Origin of the sequence: Cellulomonas aerilata (genome assembly GCF_007991755.1) — a bacterium.
GTDB classification, from domain to species: Bacteria; Actinomycetota; Actinomycetes; order Actinomycetales; family Cellulomonadaceae; genus Pengzhenrongella; species Pengzhenrongella aerilata.
Map to the genome: position 1 here is coordinate 123,119 of NZ_BJYY01000019.1, position 17,639 is coordinate 140,757.

Genomic DNA, 17,639 nt, shown 5'->3' on the forward strand with positions numbered 1-17,639 from the left:
ACCCTTCCGACGACCCCGACATAGGCTGGAGCCATGCGTAGAGCGAAGATCGTGTGCACCATCGGACCCGCGACCGAGTCCGCCGAGCAGATCCAGGCGCTGGTCGACGCCGGCATGGACGTGGCGCGGCTGAACCGCAGCCACGGCGACACCGAGGTGCACGAGCGGGTGTACAACAACGTGCGCGCCGCGGCGAAGGCCTCGGGCCGGTCCGTGGCCGTGCTCGTCGACCTGCAGGGCCCCAAGATCCGCCTCGGCCGGTTCACCGAGGGCAAGCACGAGCTGGCCGAGGGTGACGTCTTCACGATCACCACCGAGGACGTGCCGGGCACCAAGGAGCTCGTCTCCACCACGCACAAGGGCCTGCCGGGCGACGCGCGTGTCGGCGACCCGCTCCTCATCGACGACGGCCGGGTGCTCGTGCGCGTCACCGCGGTGGAGGGCCCCCGCGTCGTCACCCGCGTCGAGGTCCCCGGCCCCGTCTCCAACAACAAGGGCATCAACCTGCCCGGCGTGGCCGTCTCCGTGCCCGCCATGTCGGACAAGGACGAGTCCGACCTGCGCTGGGCGCTGCAGATCGGCGCCGACCTCATCGCGCTGTCGTTCGTGCGCAGCGCGGCCGACTACGCCGACGTCCGCCGGATCATGGAGGAGGAGGGCCGGGTCATCCCGGTCATCGCCAAGATCGAGAAGCCGCAGGCGGTCGAGAACCTCGTCGAGATCGTCGACGCGTTCGACGGCATCATGGTCGCCCGCGGCGACCTGGGCGTGGAGCTGCCGCTCGAGCAGGTCCCGCTCGTGCAGAAGCGCGCCGTCGAGCTCGCCCGCCGCAACGCCAAGCCGGTCATCGTGGCGACGCAGGTGCTCGAGTCCATGATCTCCGCACCCCGTCCCACCCGGGCCGAGGCGTCGGACTGCGCCAACGCCGTGCTGGACGGGGCGGACGCCGTCATGCTCTCCGGCGAGACCAGCGTGGGCGAGTACCCGATCGAGGCCGTGCGCACGATGGCGCGGATCATCGAGAACACCGAGGAGCTCGGCCGGGAGCGCATGGCGCCGCTCGGCTCGACCCCGCACACCCGCGGTGGCGCGATCACCCGGGCCGCGGCCGAGGTCGGCGAGATCGTCGGCGTGAAGTTCCTCGTGACGTTCACGCAGTCCGGTGACTCCGCGCGCCGCATGTCGCGCCTGCGGTCCCCGATCCCGCTGCTCGCGTTCACCCCGGTCACCACCGTGCGCAACGTGCTCTCGCTGAGCTGGGGCGTGCAGAGCTTCGAGGTGGCCCAGGTCGGCTCCACCGACGAGATGGTGGCTCAGGTCGACCAGACGCTGCGCGCCAACGGCCTGGCCGAGCTGGGCGACTACGTGGTGGTCGTCTCCGGTGCCCCGGTCGGGGTCGCCGGCACGACCAACTCGATCCTCGTGCACAAGATCGGCGAGGAGGCGTCCGGCGCGAAGACCGCCTGACGCACCTGCCGCAGCACGGCGAAGCCCCCGCGACCTCATGGGTCCCGGGGGCTTCGGCCGTCCCGCGTCCGGCGGGCCGTCGGTCGGTGCCGGTCGAGCGCTACTCCGTGGTGCCGAGCTGGGCCGTCTCGCCGGCCTGCTGCGCGGAGTCCTTCTCGCCGGTGGCGCCGTCGGTGCTCAGCGTCCCGCCGGAGCTCTCCAGGTGCGCCCGGACGAACCAGTGGAACAGCTCGAGCTCGGCCAGGTGCGCCACCAGCAGGTCGTGGGTGACGTCGTCGAGGTCGTCGACCTCCTTCGCCGCCTTGCGGTGGTCGGAGATGACGCCCTGGTAGACGACGTCCAGCGCGCCCAGGTGCTCGATCGCGCCGGCGCGGCCGATGGAGTAGTCGTCCCAGCTGCGGGCCGCCACGAGCGCGCCGGGCGTGCCCTGCGGCTCGGCGCCGAGGGTCGCGATGCGCTCGGCGATCGCGTCCACCATGAGGCGCACGGCGTCCACCTGCGGGTCGATCATCTCGTGCACCGCGATGAAGTGCGGTCCGACGACGTTCCAGTGGATGTGCTTGAGCGTCAGCGCAAGGTCGTTGAGGGCGTGCAGCCGGCCCTGCAGGGCGTCGGCGATGGTCGCGGCGTCCTGGGTGCTCAGGCCCGGGACGGTGAACTTCGGGAGATCGGTCATGGCGGTCCTCCGGTCGGTGGATCACGTGCTCAGGTCGGGCCCCCGCGGGGACCCACGGCACCGATCCTTTCCCACCCGGCCGCGCGGCGCCCGTCGGGCCGCCGGGACCGCACCCCTCGCCCACGGGCCCCGTGCGACCGGCCGGGGGCGGCGCCGGGCGCGCCCTGAGGGATGCGGGGCGACGCCGGACGGGGTAGGACAGAGGCCATGACCACGCCCATCCCCGAACCCGCGGACACCGACGCGCACGACGGCGACCTCGTCGAGCCGGAGGGCACCAACGCCGGGGGGATCGCCGACGCCCAGCCCGAGCCCGGCGACGACGTCCGCTCCGGCGGCCACCCCGAGGACGGCCCCCGGTCCCTGGCCGACACCGAGGCCAAGTGGCACCAGCACGAGCTGGCCGGCGAGTCCTGGGACGACCCGGACCGCCTCTGACCGAGGGTCCCACGCCGGTCCGGCACCGGACCTGTCCGGCCTCCACGCGGCCCGGACCCGGGCGGGGCGTCCGCCGGACCGGCGGGTGCCTTGGGTCCGGGCGGCCCATCTGCGTACTCTCGCCCCATGTCTGCGGCCGAGCGGCACCATGCGCGCGTGACCGGCGTCCCGTCGGGGCGGCCCATGGTGTTCGCGCACGGGTTCGGCTGCGACCAGGCGATGTGGCGGTTCGTGGCGCCCGACTTCGAGGTGGACCACCGCGTGGTGGTCTTCGACCACCTGGGTGCCGGGTCGTCGGACCTGCGCGCCTACGACCCCGTCCGGCATGCCTCCCTGGAGGGCTACGCCGACGACGTGGTGGAGCTCTGCCGCGAGCTGGGCCTGACCGACGTGGTGCTCGTGGGGCACTCGGTCAGCGCCATGATCGGCGTGCTCGCCGTGGCGCGTGCTCCGGAGCTGTTCGCGGCGCTGGTGATGGTCTCGCCCTCACCCCGCTACGTCGACGACGTCGACTACGTCGGCGGGATGACCCCGGCGGACATCGACGCGCTGCTGGACTCCATGGACAGCAACTACCTGGGCTGGTCCGCGCAGATGGCGCCGGTGATCGTGGGGCGCCCGGACCGGCCCGAGCTGGGGGAGGAGCTGACGAACAGCTTCTGCCGGACGGACCCCTGGATCGCGCGTCAGTTCGCCGAGGTGACGTTCCGGTCGGACAACCGTGCCGACCTGGACGCCGTGCGGGTGCCGACCCTGGTCCTGCAGTGCCGCGAGGACGCCATCGCACCGCCGCCGGTGGGCGCCTACGTCCACGAGCACGTGCGCGGCAGCACCCTCACGGTGCTCGACACGGTCGGCCACACCCCGCACCTGAGCGCACCCGAGCAGACGATCGCGGCGATCCGCGCGTACCTGGCGGGGCTCGCGTGACCGGCACCCCGCCCACCCAGCGCCCCGACGCCACCGTCCTGCCGGACGAGTCGCTCGCCGAGCTCTACGACGACGCCCCGTGCGGGTACCTGACCATGACGGACGACGGCACGCTCGTCCGGGTCAACGAGACCTTCCTGCGCTGGACCGGCCTGCGCCGCGAGGACCTGGTGGGCCTGCGGCGGTTCTCCGACCTGCTGACCGTCGGCGGCCGGATCTACCACGAGACGCACTACGCGCCGCTGCTGCGCATGCAGGGCCAGGTGCGCGAGGTTGCGCTCGAGGTCGTCCGGGCGGACGGCACGACCCTGCCGGTGCTCGTCAGCGCGGTGCGCCGGTCCGGCGAGGGCCGGGGACCGGACCTGGTCCGGACGACGGTCTTCGACGCGACGCACCGGCGCCGCTACGAGCAGGACCTGCTGGCGGCCCGACGCAGCGCCGAGGCGTCGGAGTCCCGCATGCGCGCCCTGCAGGAGGTCGTCGAGCGGCTCGCGGCGGCCGCGACCTCCACCGAGGTGGTCGACGTGGTGGCCTCCGCCGCCGGGCCGGCGCTGGCGGCCCGCGGCTCGACGGTCTGGCTGACCCGGCCGGGCGCGTCCGGGGCCCCGGACCCCGGTCCCGGCGGTCCCACCAGTCCTGACGGTCCCGACGGTCCCGACGGTGACACGCTCGCGCTGGTCGCGTGGACCGGCGTCGAGCCGCCAGCCGTCCGCCGGATCGGCCTGGACTCCTCGCTCCCGCACGCCGCGGCCGCCCGGGACGGAGAGGTGCACGTGGTGGACCCGCCCGGCGAGGGGACCTGGGCCCTCGGGCTCGAGCCGGTCACCACGACACCCGGGGTGAGCCGGCTCGCACTCGTGCCGCTCGTGGCCCATGGCCGGTCCCTCGGGGTGCTCGCGGTCGAGCTGCCGCCCGGCCGCGACCTGACCGAGACGGCCCAGAGCCTGCTCGGCACCCTCGGCCGCCAGGCGGGGCAGGCGCTCGAGCGCGCCAGCCTGCGCGACAGCGAGGCGGCCGGGGCGCGACGCTCGGCGTTCCTGCTGCGGGCCGCGACCGTGCTGGCGGCCGCGACCGACTTCCGGGACACCCTGGAGCGGCTCGCCGAGGTGGCCGTGCCCGAGCTGGCCGACATCTGCCTCATCGACATCGTCACCGACGCCGGCCCGGTCCGGATGGTCGGTCGGCACGGCGACCCCGCGCTCCAGCCACTGGTCGACGAGGTGGTGCGCGACTACGCGCCGGTGCTGGGCGACGGCTCCCCGGCGGCGCTGGCCCTGGCCGGCGGTGAGGTGCTGTGGCAGCCCCGCGTGGACGTGGAGTGGCTCCGGGGGGCGACCCGCGACCAGCGGCACCTCGACCTCGCGCTCGCGACCGGGTTCGCGGGGTTCGTCGCCGTCCCGCTCCTCGCCGAGGGCCGGATGCTCGGGGTCATCACGTTCGCCGAGGGCCCCGAGCGCCCGGAGTTCACGCGGGAGGACGTCGAGCTCGCGCGTGAGCTGGCGCAGCAGGTGGCGCTGGTCGCGGCCCGCGCGGAGCGGTTCGACGTGGAGTACCGGGCGTCGCACGCCCTGCAGGCGGCCCTGCTGCCGCCGCAGCCCCCGCCGATCCCCGGGCTCGAGCTGGGGGTGCGCTACCTGCCTGCGTCGCTGTACGCGGACGTGGGCGGGGACTTCTACGACGTGCTGCCCCTGGCCGACGGGTCGGTGGCGTTCGCCGTCGGCGACGTCGTCGGGCACGACCTGACCGCGGCCGCCACGATGGGCCAGATCCGCAGCGTCTACCGGGCGCTGATGTCGGACGGCGCCGGGCCCGCGCAGGTCGTGGACCGGCTGCAGGCGAGCTGGCCGGTGCTGGGGCTGGAGCGGATGGCGACCGCGGTGTTCGGCCGGCTCGACCCGGCCACCGGTGAGGTCAGGCTGGCGTCCGCCGGGCACCCGCGTCCGCTGCTGGTGGACGCCGCCGGCGCCCGGCTGCTGCCGGTCGAGGGCACGACGCTGCTCGGTGTGCGGATCGGACCCACGCCGGAGTGGTCGGGGACCGTGCCGCCCGGGGCGACGCTGCTGCTCTACACCGACGGGCTCGTGGAGAAGCGGTCCGAGTCGCTGTCCGTCGGGCTGGACCGGCTGGTGCGCGTGGCGGCGACCGGGCTGGCGCACGACCCCGACTCGCTGTGCGACCTGCTGCTGACCGAGCTCGTCGGGCAGCAGCGCAGCGACGACGTCGCGCTCCTCGCCCTGCGCCGGCCCCTCGTCTGACCACCGCGGCCGACCACCGCGGCGCGGCTGGGGCGCGGGTGGGGCGCGGCCCGTGCCGACCGGTCGTCAGCCGCGCCGGTCCAGCGACCCCCACTCGGGCGAGCGCTGGTCCTCCACCAGCCGCTCGCCCTGCTCGAGCACCGCGTCGTCGACCCAGGCGACGGGGACGGCGTCGACCACCAGCGGCTCGTTGTCCGGCCCGCGGCTGCACTCGCGCCCCCGCAGGATCCACGCCCGCACGCCGGGGCCCCGCAGGTCGCGCAGGTGCCGGTAGTCGTACAGCCGGCGGGCCACCCACAGGTCCAGAGGCCGGTCGCCCCACCACTCCTCCACGCGCAGCGAGTTGGCCGACATCCCGGGCAGCGGGATGCCGGTCAGCGCGTCGCGGCTCCGGCCGAGGGACTGCTCGTCCAGGTCGACGTCCGGGCCCTGCGACCACCGGACGAACAGGTCCTGGGCGTCCCCGCCGTCCTGGCGCACCAGCTCCGCCAGGTCGTCGAGCGTGGAGATCGTGGGCAGCGTCATGCGGGTCCTCCCGGTCGTCTGCGTCCAGGGTGCGCCCGCGCGTCCCGTCGGGCATCCGCGCGCCGTCGAGGCTCCCCGACGCGCGCGGACCGCACACTGGTGCCGTGACACCGCCGGTCCCCGCCGTGACGACACCCACCGTGACGACACCCGACGTGACGACACCCGCCGTGACGACACCCGCCGTCCCGTCGCCCGGGTCCGGCGTCGTCGTCGGGGACGACGGGCTCGCGCGCCCGGCGTGGGCGGCCACCGACCCGCTGCTGCGCGAGTACTACGACACCGAGTGGGGCATGCCGGTCACCGACGAGCGCGGGCTGTTCGAGCGCCTGAGCCTGGAGGCGTTCCAGTCCGGGCTGTCGTGGGCGACGATCCTGCGCAAGCGGCCCGCCTTCCGCGAGGCGTTCGACGGGTTCGACCCCGACGTCGTCGCCGCGTACGACGCCGACGACGTCGCCCGGCTGATGGCCGACGCGGGGATCGTGCGCAACCGGGCGAAGATCCTCGCGACCCTGGCCAACGCGCGCGCGACCGTCGCGCTGCGACCCGACGGCGGGCTGGTGGACCTCGTGTGGTCGTTCCGCCCCGAGCGCACGCCGGCGCCCGCCACGGCGGCCGACGTCCCCACCCGGTCGGCGGAGTCGGTCGCGCTCGCGAAGGAGCTGCGCCGCCGCGGGTTCGCGTTCGTCGGGCCCACGACGATGTTCGCGCTCATGGAGGCGGTCGGGATCGTCGACACGCACCTGCTGGGCAGCCACCGTCGCGGGACGTCCGGGGTGTGGCCGCCCGGCGCCTGACGGCGGCGTGCCCCACCCGCTCCCGCCGCCGCCGAACCGGGTGCTGCCGTGGCGTCAGCCCTCGGCCGGGTCGGCCTCCGCCTCGCGCACCACGCGCTCGCACAGCTCGTGGGTGACCAGGGCGTCGGTCGCGTCCAGGCGGCGACCGGACCGGACGGCGTCCAGGAAGTGCGCGCACATCGCGTCGAACCCGCGCAGCCGGGTCGCCGGCGCCCACCCGTCGCGCCGCACGAGCCGCTCTCCATGGGCGAGGTCGACGACGTCGGCCAGGTCCGTGACCTGCCGCCGGCGCCCGTCGCCGACGACGTCGAGCAGCTCGTGCGCCGTGCCGGCCGTCCAGCTCATGACGCCCACGGCGAGCCGCCCCGACCCGGTGAACTGCACCGCGAGCCGGCGGCAGAGCCCGTCCGGGGTGGTGCGCACCGACACCGTGAGGTCCCCGAGCGAGGACGGCACGAGGAACCGCAGCGTGTCGACGACGTGGATGAAGTCGTCGAACACCATCGCGCGCGCGGGCCCCAGCGGGTGCGCGCGGTGCTTGTGCAGCACGACGACGTCGCGGTCGTCCCAGGTGGCGAGCTCGGCCACCGCGGGCGCGAACCGGCGGTTGAAGCCGACCGTCAGCGACGTCCCGGTGCGCTCGGCGAGCGCCACGAGGTCGCGCGCGGCGCCCGCGTCCGTCGCCAGCGGCTTGTCGACGAGCACGGGGACGCCGGCCCGCAGCAGGGTCCCGGCGATCGCGGGGTGGGTGTCCGACGGGGTGTGCACCAGCGCGGCGTCCAGGCCGGCGTCGACGGCGTCGTCGACGGAGGTGAAGCGGTCCGGCACCCGCAGCGCACCGCCGACGTCGTCCAGCGTCGTGGGGTTGCGGGTCACCAGCACCGGCGTGACGCCGGGGGTGGCCGCGAGGACCGGCAGGTAGGCCTTGCGGGCGATGTCCCCGAGCCCGATGATCCCGACGCGCATGCGTGCCCCGCTCCCTCGGTGGCCGGGGACAGGCGGGTCCTGGCCGGCGGGGACAGGGTAGGTCCCGGCACGCCGTGGCCGGCGCTGGGAGGCGCCGGCACGTCCGGGCAGGTCCGAGCAGGTCCGGGCACGTCCGGGCAGGTCCTTGCCAGGTCGGGCCCCCTCCCTATGCTGGGGAGGGATCGACCGGCCCCCTCCGGGCCGGACATCGCTCCGGTGCCCACGGGTGCCGAGGAGCCACAGCCCTCACGGCGTCGCGGGACGTGGGCGGGCGGTGCGGGCAGCGTGCCCGCCGGGGTGCGCCCGACGAGCGCGGAGAGGTCACCCATGGAGATCAGGCTCGAGCTCGACGCCGGCGTCTCGGCGCTGCACGTGGTGGTCACCGGACGGCTGGACGTCCACAACGCCGCAGCGTTCCAGCAGCTCATGCGCCACCTGCAGCACGCGGGCGGCTCCGGGTTGAGCTGCGACATCCGCAGCACCGTGCTCGGCGACGGCGCGGCACGCTCGGTCGTGGAGAGCGTCCGCCGCCACACCGAGGAGTTCGGCGGCGTCATCATCGACACGAACACCGACGACGCCTTCGAGGCGCTGGTGACCCCACCGGTGGACGACGTCACCGGTCCGCAGCCCGGGCCACCGCCCGCCTGAGCGTCGCCGGCCGCCGGGCGACCGCCTCGCGGGGTGGTCGTGGCCGGCGGATCCGCACAGACTGCCGGTGTGCGGGACGGGACGGGGCGCGCGGGGCCGGGGACGGGTGCCGTGCCGGGGCCGGTGCCGGTGCTCGGCCTGGACGTGGGCAGCACCAACGTCAAGGCCGTCCTGGTGAGCGCCGACGCGGGGGCCGGCACGCTCACGGAGGTCGCCGTCCGTGCAGCCCCGACGCCGGCGGACCCGGACTTCCTCGTGCGCGTCGTCGTCGACCTGGTCCGGGCGGTCCTGGACGGCCACGCCCCGCCGCACGCGGTCGGGATCGCGTCGATGGCCGAGACGGGCGCGGCATTCGGCGCGGACCGCAGCGCGCTCACCCCGCTGCTGCGGTGGGAAAGCCGGCGCGGCACGCGGGACGCGGACGCGCTGACCGGTGACCTCGGCCGCGACGCGCTGTTCGCGGCCACCGGCGTGCGACCCTCGGCGAAGGTGCCGCTGGTGACGTGGGCGTGGCTGCGACGCACCCGGCCCGACGTCTGGCGGCGGACCGCGTGGTGGGCCGGCGCGGCCGACCTCGTGTGCTGGGCGATGACCGGGCGCCTGGTGACCGACCACACGCTGGCCGGACGGACCATGGCCTACCGGCTCCCGGCGTCGGGGGAGTCGCCGCCGGACGGGTTCGACCCCGACCTGCTCGCCGCCGTGGGGCTGCGACCCGAGCAGCTGCCGGTCGTGGCCCGTCCCGGCGAGGCGGCCGGCGTCGTCGTGCACCCGGACCTCGTCGCGGCCGGGCTCGCCGCCGGGACGCCGGTGGTCGTCGCCGGCCACGACCACCCGGTCGGCTCCTGGGCCGCCGGGATGCGCGCGCCGGGGGACCGCGCGGACTCCGTGGGGACCGCGGAGGCGGTGACGACCGTGCTCGGGGGACCGGTCGACCGGGCCGCGGTGGCCGCGCAGGGCATGAGCCTCGTGCGCACGGTGACCGGCGCGCACGAGGCGGTGGTGTCCGGCTCACCCGCGGCCGGCGGGATGGTCCGGTGGTGGCTGGAGACCGTCCTGCCCGGGCGGACCGTCTCGGACGCGCTGGCGGCGGCGCTCCCTGGCGGGGACGCGCTGCCGGCTGCCCCGACCGGCCTGCTCGTGCTGCCGTACCCGTCCGGGCGTCAGTCACCGGTCCCGGACCCGGCCGCCCGGGTGCGGGTGCTCGACGACGGCGACCGGGACGTCACCGGGCGGGTGCTCGCCCCCGTCCCGGGGACCGGTGTCCCGGCCGGGGCAGCGCGGTCGACGGTGGCGATGCTCGAGGGCCTGGCCCTGCAGGCGCGGTGGATGCTGGACGTCCAGCAGCGCCTGGCCCGCGCCGGGACGGGGGACCCGGGTGGCGACCCGCGCGGTGGCCCGGTGCGGCCGCTGCTCGTCCTGGGCGGCGCCGGGGCGACCAGCACCGTGTGGATGCACCTCAAGGCGGCCGTGACCGCGGCCGACGTCCACCTCGTGACCGCCGCCGAGCCCGTCGCCACCGGCGCCGCCCTGCTCGCCGCCGAGCGGCTGGGGCTCGTTCCGGCAGGCGCCCTGCGCCTGCCGGTGCAGGTGCTCCCGCGTCCGGTCGACGCCGGGCCCTACGACGCCGTCGCCGAGCGCTTCGTCCGCGCCGCGACCGGCCCCGCGGCGACCGGACCCGCACGACCCGACGGGACCCGATGACCGGACCCACCCGGTTCCGGTTCCGGTGCCCACGCCCCCGCCGGCTCCGGCGCCGACCCTCGACGCGATCGCCCGGCCGTCCGGAAGCCCCGGCCCCGCTCGCGGAGCGGGCGCCGGCCGGCACCGGCGCCCGGCGTGTCCGAATCGTGTCGTTGCCCGCGGTTGACCGCCGTAGGAGGTGTGGTTACGTTCTCAGCGGGCGATGACGCCAGCTTCGGACACGGTCCCGGCGCGCCAGAGCGCAGGTCGGACCGTTCTCCGGTGAAGATGGCGCGCAACTCGTGAGCCGCGTCCGACCGGACCGGTGAACACCTCAGGGGCTCCCGACGGGGCCCTTCACACCGGCTGGAGACGATGCAATGAAGAGAGCACCTTGGCGTTGGTCCGCCCTCACCGTCGCCGCGGGTCTCGCGCTCACCGGTTGTGCGTCCGGGACGGGCAGCGAGGCGAGCGACGAGACCGAGTTCGACTCGGCGGCGGACGTGAGCGGCGAGCTGTCGATCATGGGGTTCGGCGCGGGGGACGAGATCGGCGAGGTGCGCCTCGACGAGGCGAAGGCCGCGATGCCCGACGTCGACGTCCAGCTCGTCGAGGGCGACCTCGACATCCAGCAGTTCCTGTCCGCGGTGGCCGCGGGCGACCCGCCGGAGATCGTCTACGCCAACCGCGACCAGATCGGCACCTTCGCCTCCCGCGGGGCGATCGTCCCGCTGGACAGCTGCATCGAGGGCGAGGGGATCGACACCTCGCAGTACCGCGAGAGCGCGCTGAACCAGGTCACCTTCGACGACCAGGTGTACGGCATCCCGGAGTTCAACGGGATCATCGTCACGATGGCGAACGCGAACCTGCTGTCCGCCGCGGGCCTGACCATCGAGGACGTCAACGGGTCCGACTGGGACGCGATGACGGCCGCCACCCAGGCCATGACCGTCGGCAACGGCGGGAGCCTGCAGACCATCGGCGTCGACAGCAAGCTGCCGGAGTTCCTGCCGCTGTGGGCCAAGGCCAACGGGGTCGACCTGCTCTCCGAGGACGGGCGCACCGCGAACGTCAACGACCCCAAGGTCGTCGAGGCGCTCGAGTGGGCCGTCGACATCTACGACCGGCAGGGCGGCTTCAGCGCGGTGAAGGCGTACCGCGACACCGCCGACTTCTTCGGCGCCGAGAACCAGTTCGCGACGAACACCCTCGGCGCGATGCCGATGGAGCACTGGTACATCAACGTGCTGAACGAGAACTCCCCGACCGCCCCGATGGCCTTCGACACCGTCAAGGACCGCGAGGGCAACACGCTGTCCTACGCGACCGGCTCGGCGTGGGCCATCCCGGCCGACAGCGCCAACCCCGAGGCGGCCTGCCGGCTGATGAAGGTCATCACGCAGACCGACTCGTGGCTCAAGGCCGCGCAGGCCCGCGTGGACCTGCGCGCCGAGAGCGGCCAGCTGTTCACCGGTCTGCTGACCGGCAACCAGGACGCGGACGAGCAGATCCGCGAGATGGTCCCGGCGGACGCCCCGGAGCCGTGGATCTCCGCGATCAACGCGATGTACGAGGCGAACGACGCCGCGTTCTCGCTGCCCGCCAACCCGGCCGACGCCGAGTTCAAGACGGCCTGGCAGGACGCGGTGAACCGGGTCCTCAACGGCCAGGCGAGCGCGCAGGAGTCCCTCGACCAGGGGCAGCAGGAGGCGCAGGACGCGCTCGACGAGGCGTGGGCCACCTGGGACGACGAGCAGGGATAGGTCGTGGCCGCCACGACGCAGACGCCGCCTGACGCGCTCGGCACCAGCCGGGCGCGTCAGGCGCAGCGCAGGAACACGCGCCGCGACACCCGCGCGGCCCTGCTGTTCATCAGCCCCTGGCTCGTCGGGTTCCTCGTCCTGACCCTGTGGCCGGTGCTCTACAGCGGCTACCTGTCGCTCACCGACTACGACGTCTTCAACGCCCCGAACTTCGTGGGTCTGGAGAACTACCGCACGCTGTTCTCCGACGAGACGGCCCGGCTGGCCATCGGCAACACCTTCTACTTCGCGATCATCCAGGTGCCGCTGCAGGTCCTCGTGTCGCTGGCCCTGGCCCTGCTGCTGAACCAGGCGGGACGCTCGTCGGGCTTCTTCCGGACGGCGTTCTTCCTCCCGCGCATGACGCCCCCGGTCGCCATCGGCGTCCTGCTCCTGCTGCTGTTCAACGGCCAGAGCGGCCTGATCAACAGGGTGCTCGGCCTCGTCGGGATCGACGGTCCGGCGTGGACCACCGACCCGAACTGGATCAAGCCCGGGCTCATCCTCATGAGCCTGTGGTCGGTCGGCTCCTCGGTCATCATCCTGCTGGCCGCGCTGCGCAACGTGCCCGCCGAGCTCTACGACTCCGCGAAGGTCGACGGCGCGAACTTCTGGCAGAAGACCACGCTGATCACCGTCCCGATGATCAGCGGTGCGCTGTTCTTCGTCTTCATCATCAACTCGATCGACGCGCTGCAGTCCTTCACCGAGGCGTACACCGCGTACTTCGGCTCGGGGAACACGACGTACAGCAACGACGCGGCGCTGTTCTACTCGATCTACCTGTTCCGCGAGGCTTTCGAGTTCCTCAACATGGGCTACGCCTCCGCGCTCGCCTGGGTGCTGTTCGTGATCATCCTCGTCATCACGCTCGTCCAGCTGCGGGTCTCCAAGCGCTTCGTCTACTACGAGGGGGAGCAGCGATGACCGCGAGCATCGAGAGCGAGGCCCAGCAGCGCGACAACGTGGGGCGCGCCGCCGTGGTCGCGAACGCGGGCGGCGTGCGACGGGACCGCAGCAAGCGGATCACACCCGGGCGCGTCCTGGTGCTGCTCGCGCTGAGCGCCTGCACGGTCGTCTTCATCTACCCGTTCGTGTGGCTCGTCTCGGCCTCGTTCAAGACCCGCGCCGAGGTGTTCGACAACCGGCTCATCCCGAAGACCTTCACGTTGGACAACTACGTGCAGGTCTGGCAGGAGGCGCCGATGCTGCTGTGGCTCGGCAACACCCTGCTGGTCACGGTGCTGGCCGCGCTCACGGTGACGATCTCCAGCTCGCTGGTCGCCTGGGGGTTCTCGTACTTCCGGTGGCCCGGCCGCAACGCCGTGTTCGGGCTCGTGCTGGCGACGATGATGCTGCCCGGCGCGGTGACGATGATCCCGACGTTCCTCATCTGGAACGCGCTGGGCCTCACCGGGACGCTGTACCCGCTGTGGGCCGGGAACCTGTTCGGCAGCGCGTTCTACATCTTCCTGCTGCGTCAGTTCTTCCTCGGGCTCCCGCGCGAGCTGTTCGAGGCGGCGCGCATCGACGGGGCGAACAACTGGCGGATCTTCGCCCAGATCGCCCTGCCGCTCACCAAGCCGGCGATCGTCGTGACCCTCCTGTTCGAGTTCCAGGCGGCGTGGACCGACCTCATGCGTCCGCTCATCTACCTGCGCGACCCGGAGACCTTCACGATCCCGCGCGGCCTGAAGACGCTCGTGGACCAGTTCGGGTTCGGCGGGGAGTTCCGCTGGGAGATCATCGTCACGGCCGGCGTCCTCACGACCCTGCCGATGGTGATCCTGTTCTTCCTCGGGCAGAAGCACTTCGTCGAGGGCATCGCCACGACCGGGAGCAAGGGCTGACGGCGGGCTGACGGCCGGCCGGCTGGACAGGGCCGGGCCGGTTCGGGCCGGGCCGGTTCGTGGTCCAGGGACGGGGGACGTTGGCGTGCAGGTCACCAGCGCGCGACCGGGGACGGTGACCGTGACGGCACCCGCCTACCTCCTCGAGGTCCGCGCGAACCCGCCCCGGGCGATCCTGGCCGACCCGGACGGGCGGCTGTGGTCGCACCTGAGCCTGCTGGCCTCGGTGGACCGGACCGACGTCGCCGACGAGTCGCTGGGTCCGGCGGTGCCGGTCGTCGTCCGCGCGGACGACGGCTCGGACGCGGTGGACGTCCTGCTGACGACGCGGAGCAGCGCCTGGGACGCCCGGACGGTGCGGCTGCGGTGCCTGCCGGACCGCATCGAGCTCCAGGTGACGGTCCGGGGGCACGGCGTGCTCGCCGAGACGCGCCTGCTCGGGGGACGGGCGGTCCTGCTGTCCGGCGCCTGCGGCAGCTTCCGGTCCTCGATCGAGTACCTGTCGGTCTTCGACCCGACGCCCACCGAGCCCGTCCAGGTCGTCCGCCCGGCCGCGTCCGCGGTGAGCCTCGGCGTCGTCGGCGACGCCACCGCCGGCCGGCTGAACGCCGTCTTCTCCCCGCCACCCCTGTGCCTGGTGCTCGGTCGGGGGCCCGCAGGCGGCCCCACGTCGGTCCCGGACGGCGGGTGGCTCGCGGTCGGGGTGGTCGCGCCCGTGGCCGACCTGACCTTCACCACCCTGCGGTACGCCCCGCTGGACGGCGGCTTCCACCTCGAGCTCGACTACGACGGCCACACCCGGGTGGACGGCGAGCTGACCACCCCGGCGCTCGTCCTGCGACCCGCCGCGGACCCGTGGACCGCCCTGCGCGACCACCGCGCGGACCACGTCGCGCGCGGGTTCGCGGCGGACGGTCCGCAGCACCCAGCGGCGCGCTGGTGGTCCGAGCCCATCTTCTGCGGCTGGGGAGCCCAGTGCGCCCGGGCGCCGATGCCCGGCGAGCCGCCGAGCCACCCGTACTCTCTGCAGGACCTGGGCCCGGCCGTCCCGCCGCCCGGCCTGCCGATCGCCCCGGACCTGGCCCGCCAGGACGTCTACGACGAGCTGCTGGGCCACCTCGCCGCCCACGGCGTCGTGCCCGGCACGATCGTGGTCGACGACCGCTGGCAGGACCGGTACGGCACCGCGGAGCCGGACCTCGACCGCTGGCCGGACCTGCGGGGCTGGATCGCCGACCGCCATGCCGCGGGTCAGCGGGTGCTGCTGTGGTGGAAGGCCTGGGACTGCACCGGTCTCCCGGCCGAGGAGTGCGTGACCGACGTGACCGGTCGCCCGGTCTGCGTCGACCCGGGGAACCCGGTGCACCGCCGGACCCTCGCCCGGACCGTCGCGCGCCTGCTGGGCCCGGACGGGCTGGACGCGGACGGCCTCAAGGTCGACTTCACCCAGCGGGCGCCCGCGGGGCGCTCGCTGCGGGCGCACACCGACACGGAGCCGGGCGCGGCACGCCACCCGGTCTGGGGGATCGCGGGGGTGCACACCTTGCTCGACGCCCTCTACCGGGCGGCCAAGGGCACCAAGCCGGACGCCCTGGTCGTGACGCACACCCCGCACCCGGGGTTCGCCGACGTGTGCGACATGGTGCGGCTGAACGACGTGCTGGAGCGCAACCCGCTGCAGGGCCCGGTGGCGGTCGCGGACCAGCTCCGGTTCCGGCACAGGGTCGCGACCGCGGCGCTGCCCGGGCACCTCGTCGACACCGACCAGTGGCCCATGCCGACCCGGTCGCAGTGGCGCGACTACGTGCGCGCGCAGGCCGGGCTCGGGGTCCCGGCGCTGTACTACGCCGAGCGCATCGACCGGACGGGGGAGCCGCTGACCGACGACGACCTCGCGCTGGTCGCCCGGACCTGGGCGCAGTACCGGGCCGGCCTCACCCGCACCGCCGGTCCCGCACCACAGGGCGTGCGGCCGTGACCCTCTCCGCGGACGTCGTCGTGCACGGGGCGACCTTCGCCGGGGTGTGCGCCGCGGTGGCCGCCGCCGGCGCCGGGGCCAGCGTCGTGCTGCTGGAGCCCGGACGGCACGTCGGCGGGATGACGTCCGGGGGGCTGGGCTACACCGACCTGGGGGACCTGCGCGTGGTCGGCGGGATGCCGGCCCGCTTCCGGCAGGAGGTCGCCGACAGCTACGGCGTCCCGGTCGGGACCTACGCGGGCCCCGAGCCGCACGTCGCCGAGGAGGTCCTCACCCGATGGCTCGACCGCGCCGGCGTGGACGTCCGGTTCGGGCAGCGGGTGGTCGCCGTCGACGTGCGGGACGCGCGGATCGAGGAGCTCACGACGGTCACCGGGGAGCGCGTCGGGGCGGGCGTCGTCGTGGACGCGGGCTACGAGGGCGACGTCATGGCGCTGGCCGGTGTGCCCTACGCCGTCGGCCGCGAGGACCGCGCGCTGCACGGGGAGCGGTTCGCCGGCCGGCAGGAGCTCGCCCCGGGCAGGCACGCCATGCCGCCGTGGGTCTCCCCGTTCGCGGACGACCCGCCGCCCGGGGTCGTCGGTCGGGTGCTGCCGCAGGTCAGGCCGGGGCCGATGGTCGACGTCGGGCGCGGCGACGGCGGGGTGATGTCGTACGGGTACCGGGTGTGCCTGACCACTGCGGCCGACCGGCTGCCGTTCGAGCGTCGTGCGGGCTACGACGAGGAGTACTGGGAGCTGGGACGCCGGCTGTTCGCGCAGTGGCGCCGGACCGGCACCGAGGTCGTCGCCGGGCAGCTGCTGGGGCTGGAGCCGAACCTGCCGCACGGCAAGTGCGACGCGAACTCCCTCGGGCCGCTGTCCCTCAGCGTGCTCGACGGCGCCGCGTGGGAGTACCCGGAGGCGTCGCCCGGGCGGCGCGACGAGCTCCGCCGGCACCACCTGCACCACGCGCAGGACCTCCTGTGGTTCCTGTCGCACGACCCGGCCGTGCCGGCCCACGTCCGCGCCGAGGTGCAGCGGTGGGGGCTGCCGCGCGACGAGTTCGCGGACACCGGCCACCTGCCGCACCAGCTGTACGTGCGCGAGGCGCGCCGCATGCTCGGCGAGCGGGTGCTCACCGAGCACGACGTCGTGGCCGGCCGCCGGCAGCACGACGTCGTCGCGCTCGGGTCGTACAACCTCGACGTGCGCGAGGTGCAGCGCACCTGGCGGTGGGTGCACGAGTTCGACGGTCCGACGCCGACGGTGGTCACGGAGGGGTACCTGTCGGTGCCCGTGCCGCCGTACGCGATCGGGTACCGGTCGATCGTGCCGCGGTACGACGACTGCACGAACCTGCTGGTGCCGGTGTGCCTGTCGGCCTCGCACGTCGCGTTCTCGTCGGTCCGGATGGAGGTGCAGTACGGCATGCTCGGGCACGCGGCCGGTCTTGCCGCCGCCGCAGCCGTCGCTGGCGGCCGGGCGGTGCAGGCCGTCGACGTCGCGACCCTGCAGGACCGCCTGCGCGACGCCGGTCAGGTCCTCGCCCTCTGACGGGCCGGCCGGCGCACCACCTCCGCCCGTCCGCGTCCATGTCGACGCTGCCCGCCACGGCTGTTTCCTGACCATGTGCTGGG

Annotated in this window: 15 protein-coding genes; 12 read left to right on the forward strand and 3 right to left on the reverse strand. The window is 74.5% G+C overall.

The features are described 5' to 3' along the window. Positions 1-33: 33 nt before the first annotated feature. Entirely contained in the window at positions 34-1,467 is a 1,434-nt protein-coding gene (gene pyk / locus CAE01nite_RS15705) for a pyruvate kinase (protein WP_146906445.1), read from the forward strand. Positions 1,468-1,567: 100 nt separating this feature from the next. Here pyk and CAE01nite_RS15710 read toward each other — a convergent pair whose 3' ends face one another. Beyond that, positions 1,568-2,143 carry a Dps family protein gene (locus CAE01nite_RS15710; RefSeq protein WP_146906447.1) on the reverse strand — a complete coding sequence of 192 codons (576 nt, stop codon included), beginning with the start codon at positions 2,141-2,143 and terminating at the stop codon, positions 1,568-1,570. Positions 2,144-2,350: 207 nt separating this feature from the next. On the opposite strand from CAE01nite_RS15710, the gene CAE01nite_RS15715 reads away from it, so the two are divergent. From CAE01nite_RS15715 to CAE01nite_RS15725, 3 genes are all read left to right on the forward strand, one after another. Next, positions 2,351-2,581 carry a hypothetical protein gene (locus CAE01nite_RS15715; RefSeq protein ID WP_146906449.1) on the forward strand — a complete coding sequence of 77 codons (231 nt, stop codon included), beginning with the start codon at positions 2,351-2,353 and terminating at the stop codon, positions 2,579-2,581. 126 nt (positions 2,582-2,707) lie between these two features. After that, positions 2,708-3,511: an alpha/beta fold hydrolase gene (locus CAE01nite_RS15720; RefSeq protein WP_146906451.1), complete on the forward strand. Its 804-nt coding sequence runs from the start codon at positions 2,708-2,710 to the stop codon at positions 3,509-3,511. Beyond that, on the forward strand, positions 3,508-5,766 hold the full coding sequence (locus CAE01nite_RS15725) for a SpoIIE family protein phosphatase (RefSeq protein WP_222595954.1): 2,259 nt from the start codon (positions 3,508-3,510) through the stop codon (positions 5,764-5,766). The genes CAE01nite_RS15720 and CAE01nite_RS15725 overlap by 4 nt, the downstream gene beginning before the upstream one ends. Positions 5,767-5,832: 66 nt before the next feature. On the opposite strand, the gene CAE01nite_RS15730 is transcribed toward CAE01nite_RS15725, so the two are convergent. Next, positions 5,833-6,291 carry a DUF6098 family protein gene (locus tag CAE01nite_RS15730; RefSeq protein WP_146906453.1) on the reverse strand — a complete coding sequence of 153 codons (459 nt, stop codon included), beginning with the start codon at positions 6,289-6,291 and terminating at the stop codon, positions 5,833-5,835. Between the two features lie 170 nt (positions 6,292-6,461). Between CAE01nite_RS15730 and CAE01nite_RS15735 the strand changes: the two genes are divergently transcribed. Continuing rightward, positions 6,462-7,088 carry a DNA-3-methyladenine glycosylase I gene (locus CAE01nite_RS15735; protein WP_186816625.1) on the forward strand — a complete coding sequence of 209 codons (627 nt, stop codon included), beginning with the start codon at positions 6,462-6,464 and terminating at the stop codon, positions 7,086-7,088. Positions 7,089-7,142: 54 nt separating this feature from the next. Here the strand turns inward: CAE01nite_RS15735 and CAE01nite_RS15740 are convergent, their stop codons facing one another. Continuing rightward, positions 7,143-8,054, reverse strand: coding sequence for a Gfo/Idh/MocA family protein (locus CAE01nite_RS15740; protein ID WP_146906457.1), 912 nt, complete (start codon positions 8,052-8,054; stop codon positions 7,143-7,145). A gap of 327 nt (positions 8,055-8,381) precedes the next feature. Between CAE01nite_RS15740 and CAE01nite_RS15745 the strand changes: the two genes are divergently transcribed. The 7 genes from CAE01nite_RS15745 to CAE01nite_RS15775 all read left to right on the forward strand — a co-directional run bounded on the left by CAE01nite_RS15745 (position 8,382) and on the right by CAE01nite_RS15775 (position 17,556). Continuing rightward, complete coding sequence (locus CAE01nite_RS15745) at positions 8,382-8,705, forward strand: hypothetical protein (protein WP_146906459.1); 324 nt, start codon at positions 8,382-8,384, stop codon at positions 8,703-8,705. Positions 8,706-8,774: 69 nt separating this feature from the next. Then, a complete protein-coding gene (locus CAE01nite_RS15750; protein ID WP_186816621.1) occupies positions 8,775-10,409 on the forward strand; it encodes an FGGY-family carbohydrate kinase in 1,635 nt (544 codons plus the stop codon). A gap of 359 nt (positions 10,410-10,768) precedes the next feature. Further along, complete coding sequence (locus tag CAE01nite_RS15755) at positions 10,769-12,154, forward strand: ABC transporter substrate-binding protein (protein WP_146906462.1); 1,386 nt, start codon at positions 10,769-10,771, stop codon at positions 12,152-12,154. Positions 12,155-12,157: 3 nt separating this feature from the next. Further along, positions 12,158-13,120: a carbohydrate ABC transporter permease gene (locus tag CAE01nite_RS15760; protein ID WP_146906464.1), complete on the forward strand. Its 963-nt coding sequence runs from the start codon at positions 12,158-12,160 to the stop codon at positions 13,118-13,120. Further along, positions 13,117-14,043, forward strand: coding sequence for a carbohydrate ABC transporter permease (locus CAE01nite_RS15765; RefSeq protein ID WP_146906466.1), 927 nt, complete (start codon positions 13,117-13,119; stop codon positions 14,041-14,043). Before CAE01nite_RS15760 ends, CAE01nite_RS15765 begins: the two co-directional genes overlap by 4 nt. Before the next feature lie 121 nt (positions 14,044-14,164). After that, complete coding sequence (locus CAE01nite_RS15770) at positions 14,165-16,021, forward strand: alpha-galactosidase (RefSeq protein ID WP_246131264.1); 1,857 nt, start codon at positions 14,165-14,167, stop codon at positions 16,019-16,021. Beyond that, on the forward strand, positions 16,018-17,556 hold the full coding sequence (locus tag CAE01nite_RS15775) for an FAD-dependent oxidoreductase (protein WP_146906470.1): 1,539 nt from the start codon (positions 16,018-16,020) through the stop codon (positions 17,554-17,556). The genes CAE01nite_RS15770 and CAE01nite_RS15775 overlap by 4 nt, the downstream gene beginning before the upstream one ends. The last annotated feature ends 83 nt before the right edge of the window (positions 17,557-17,639 follow it).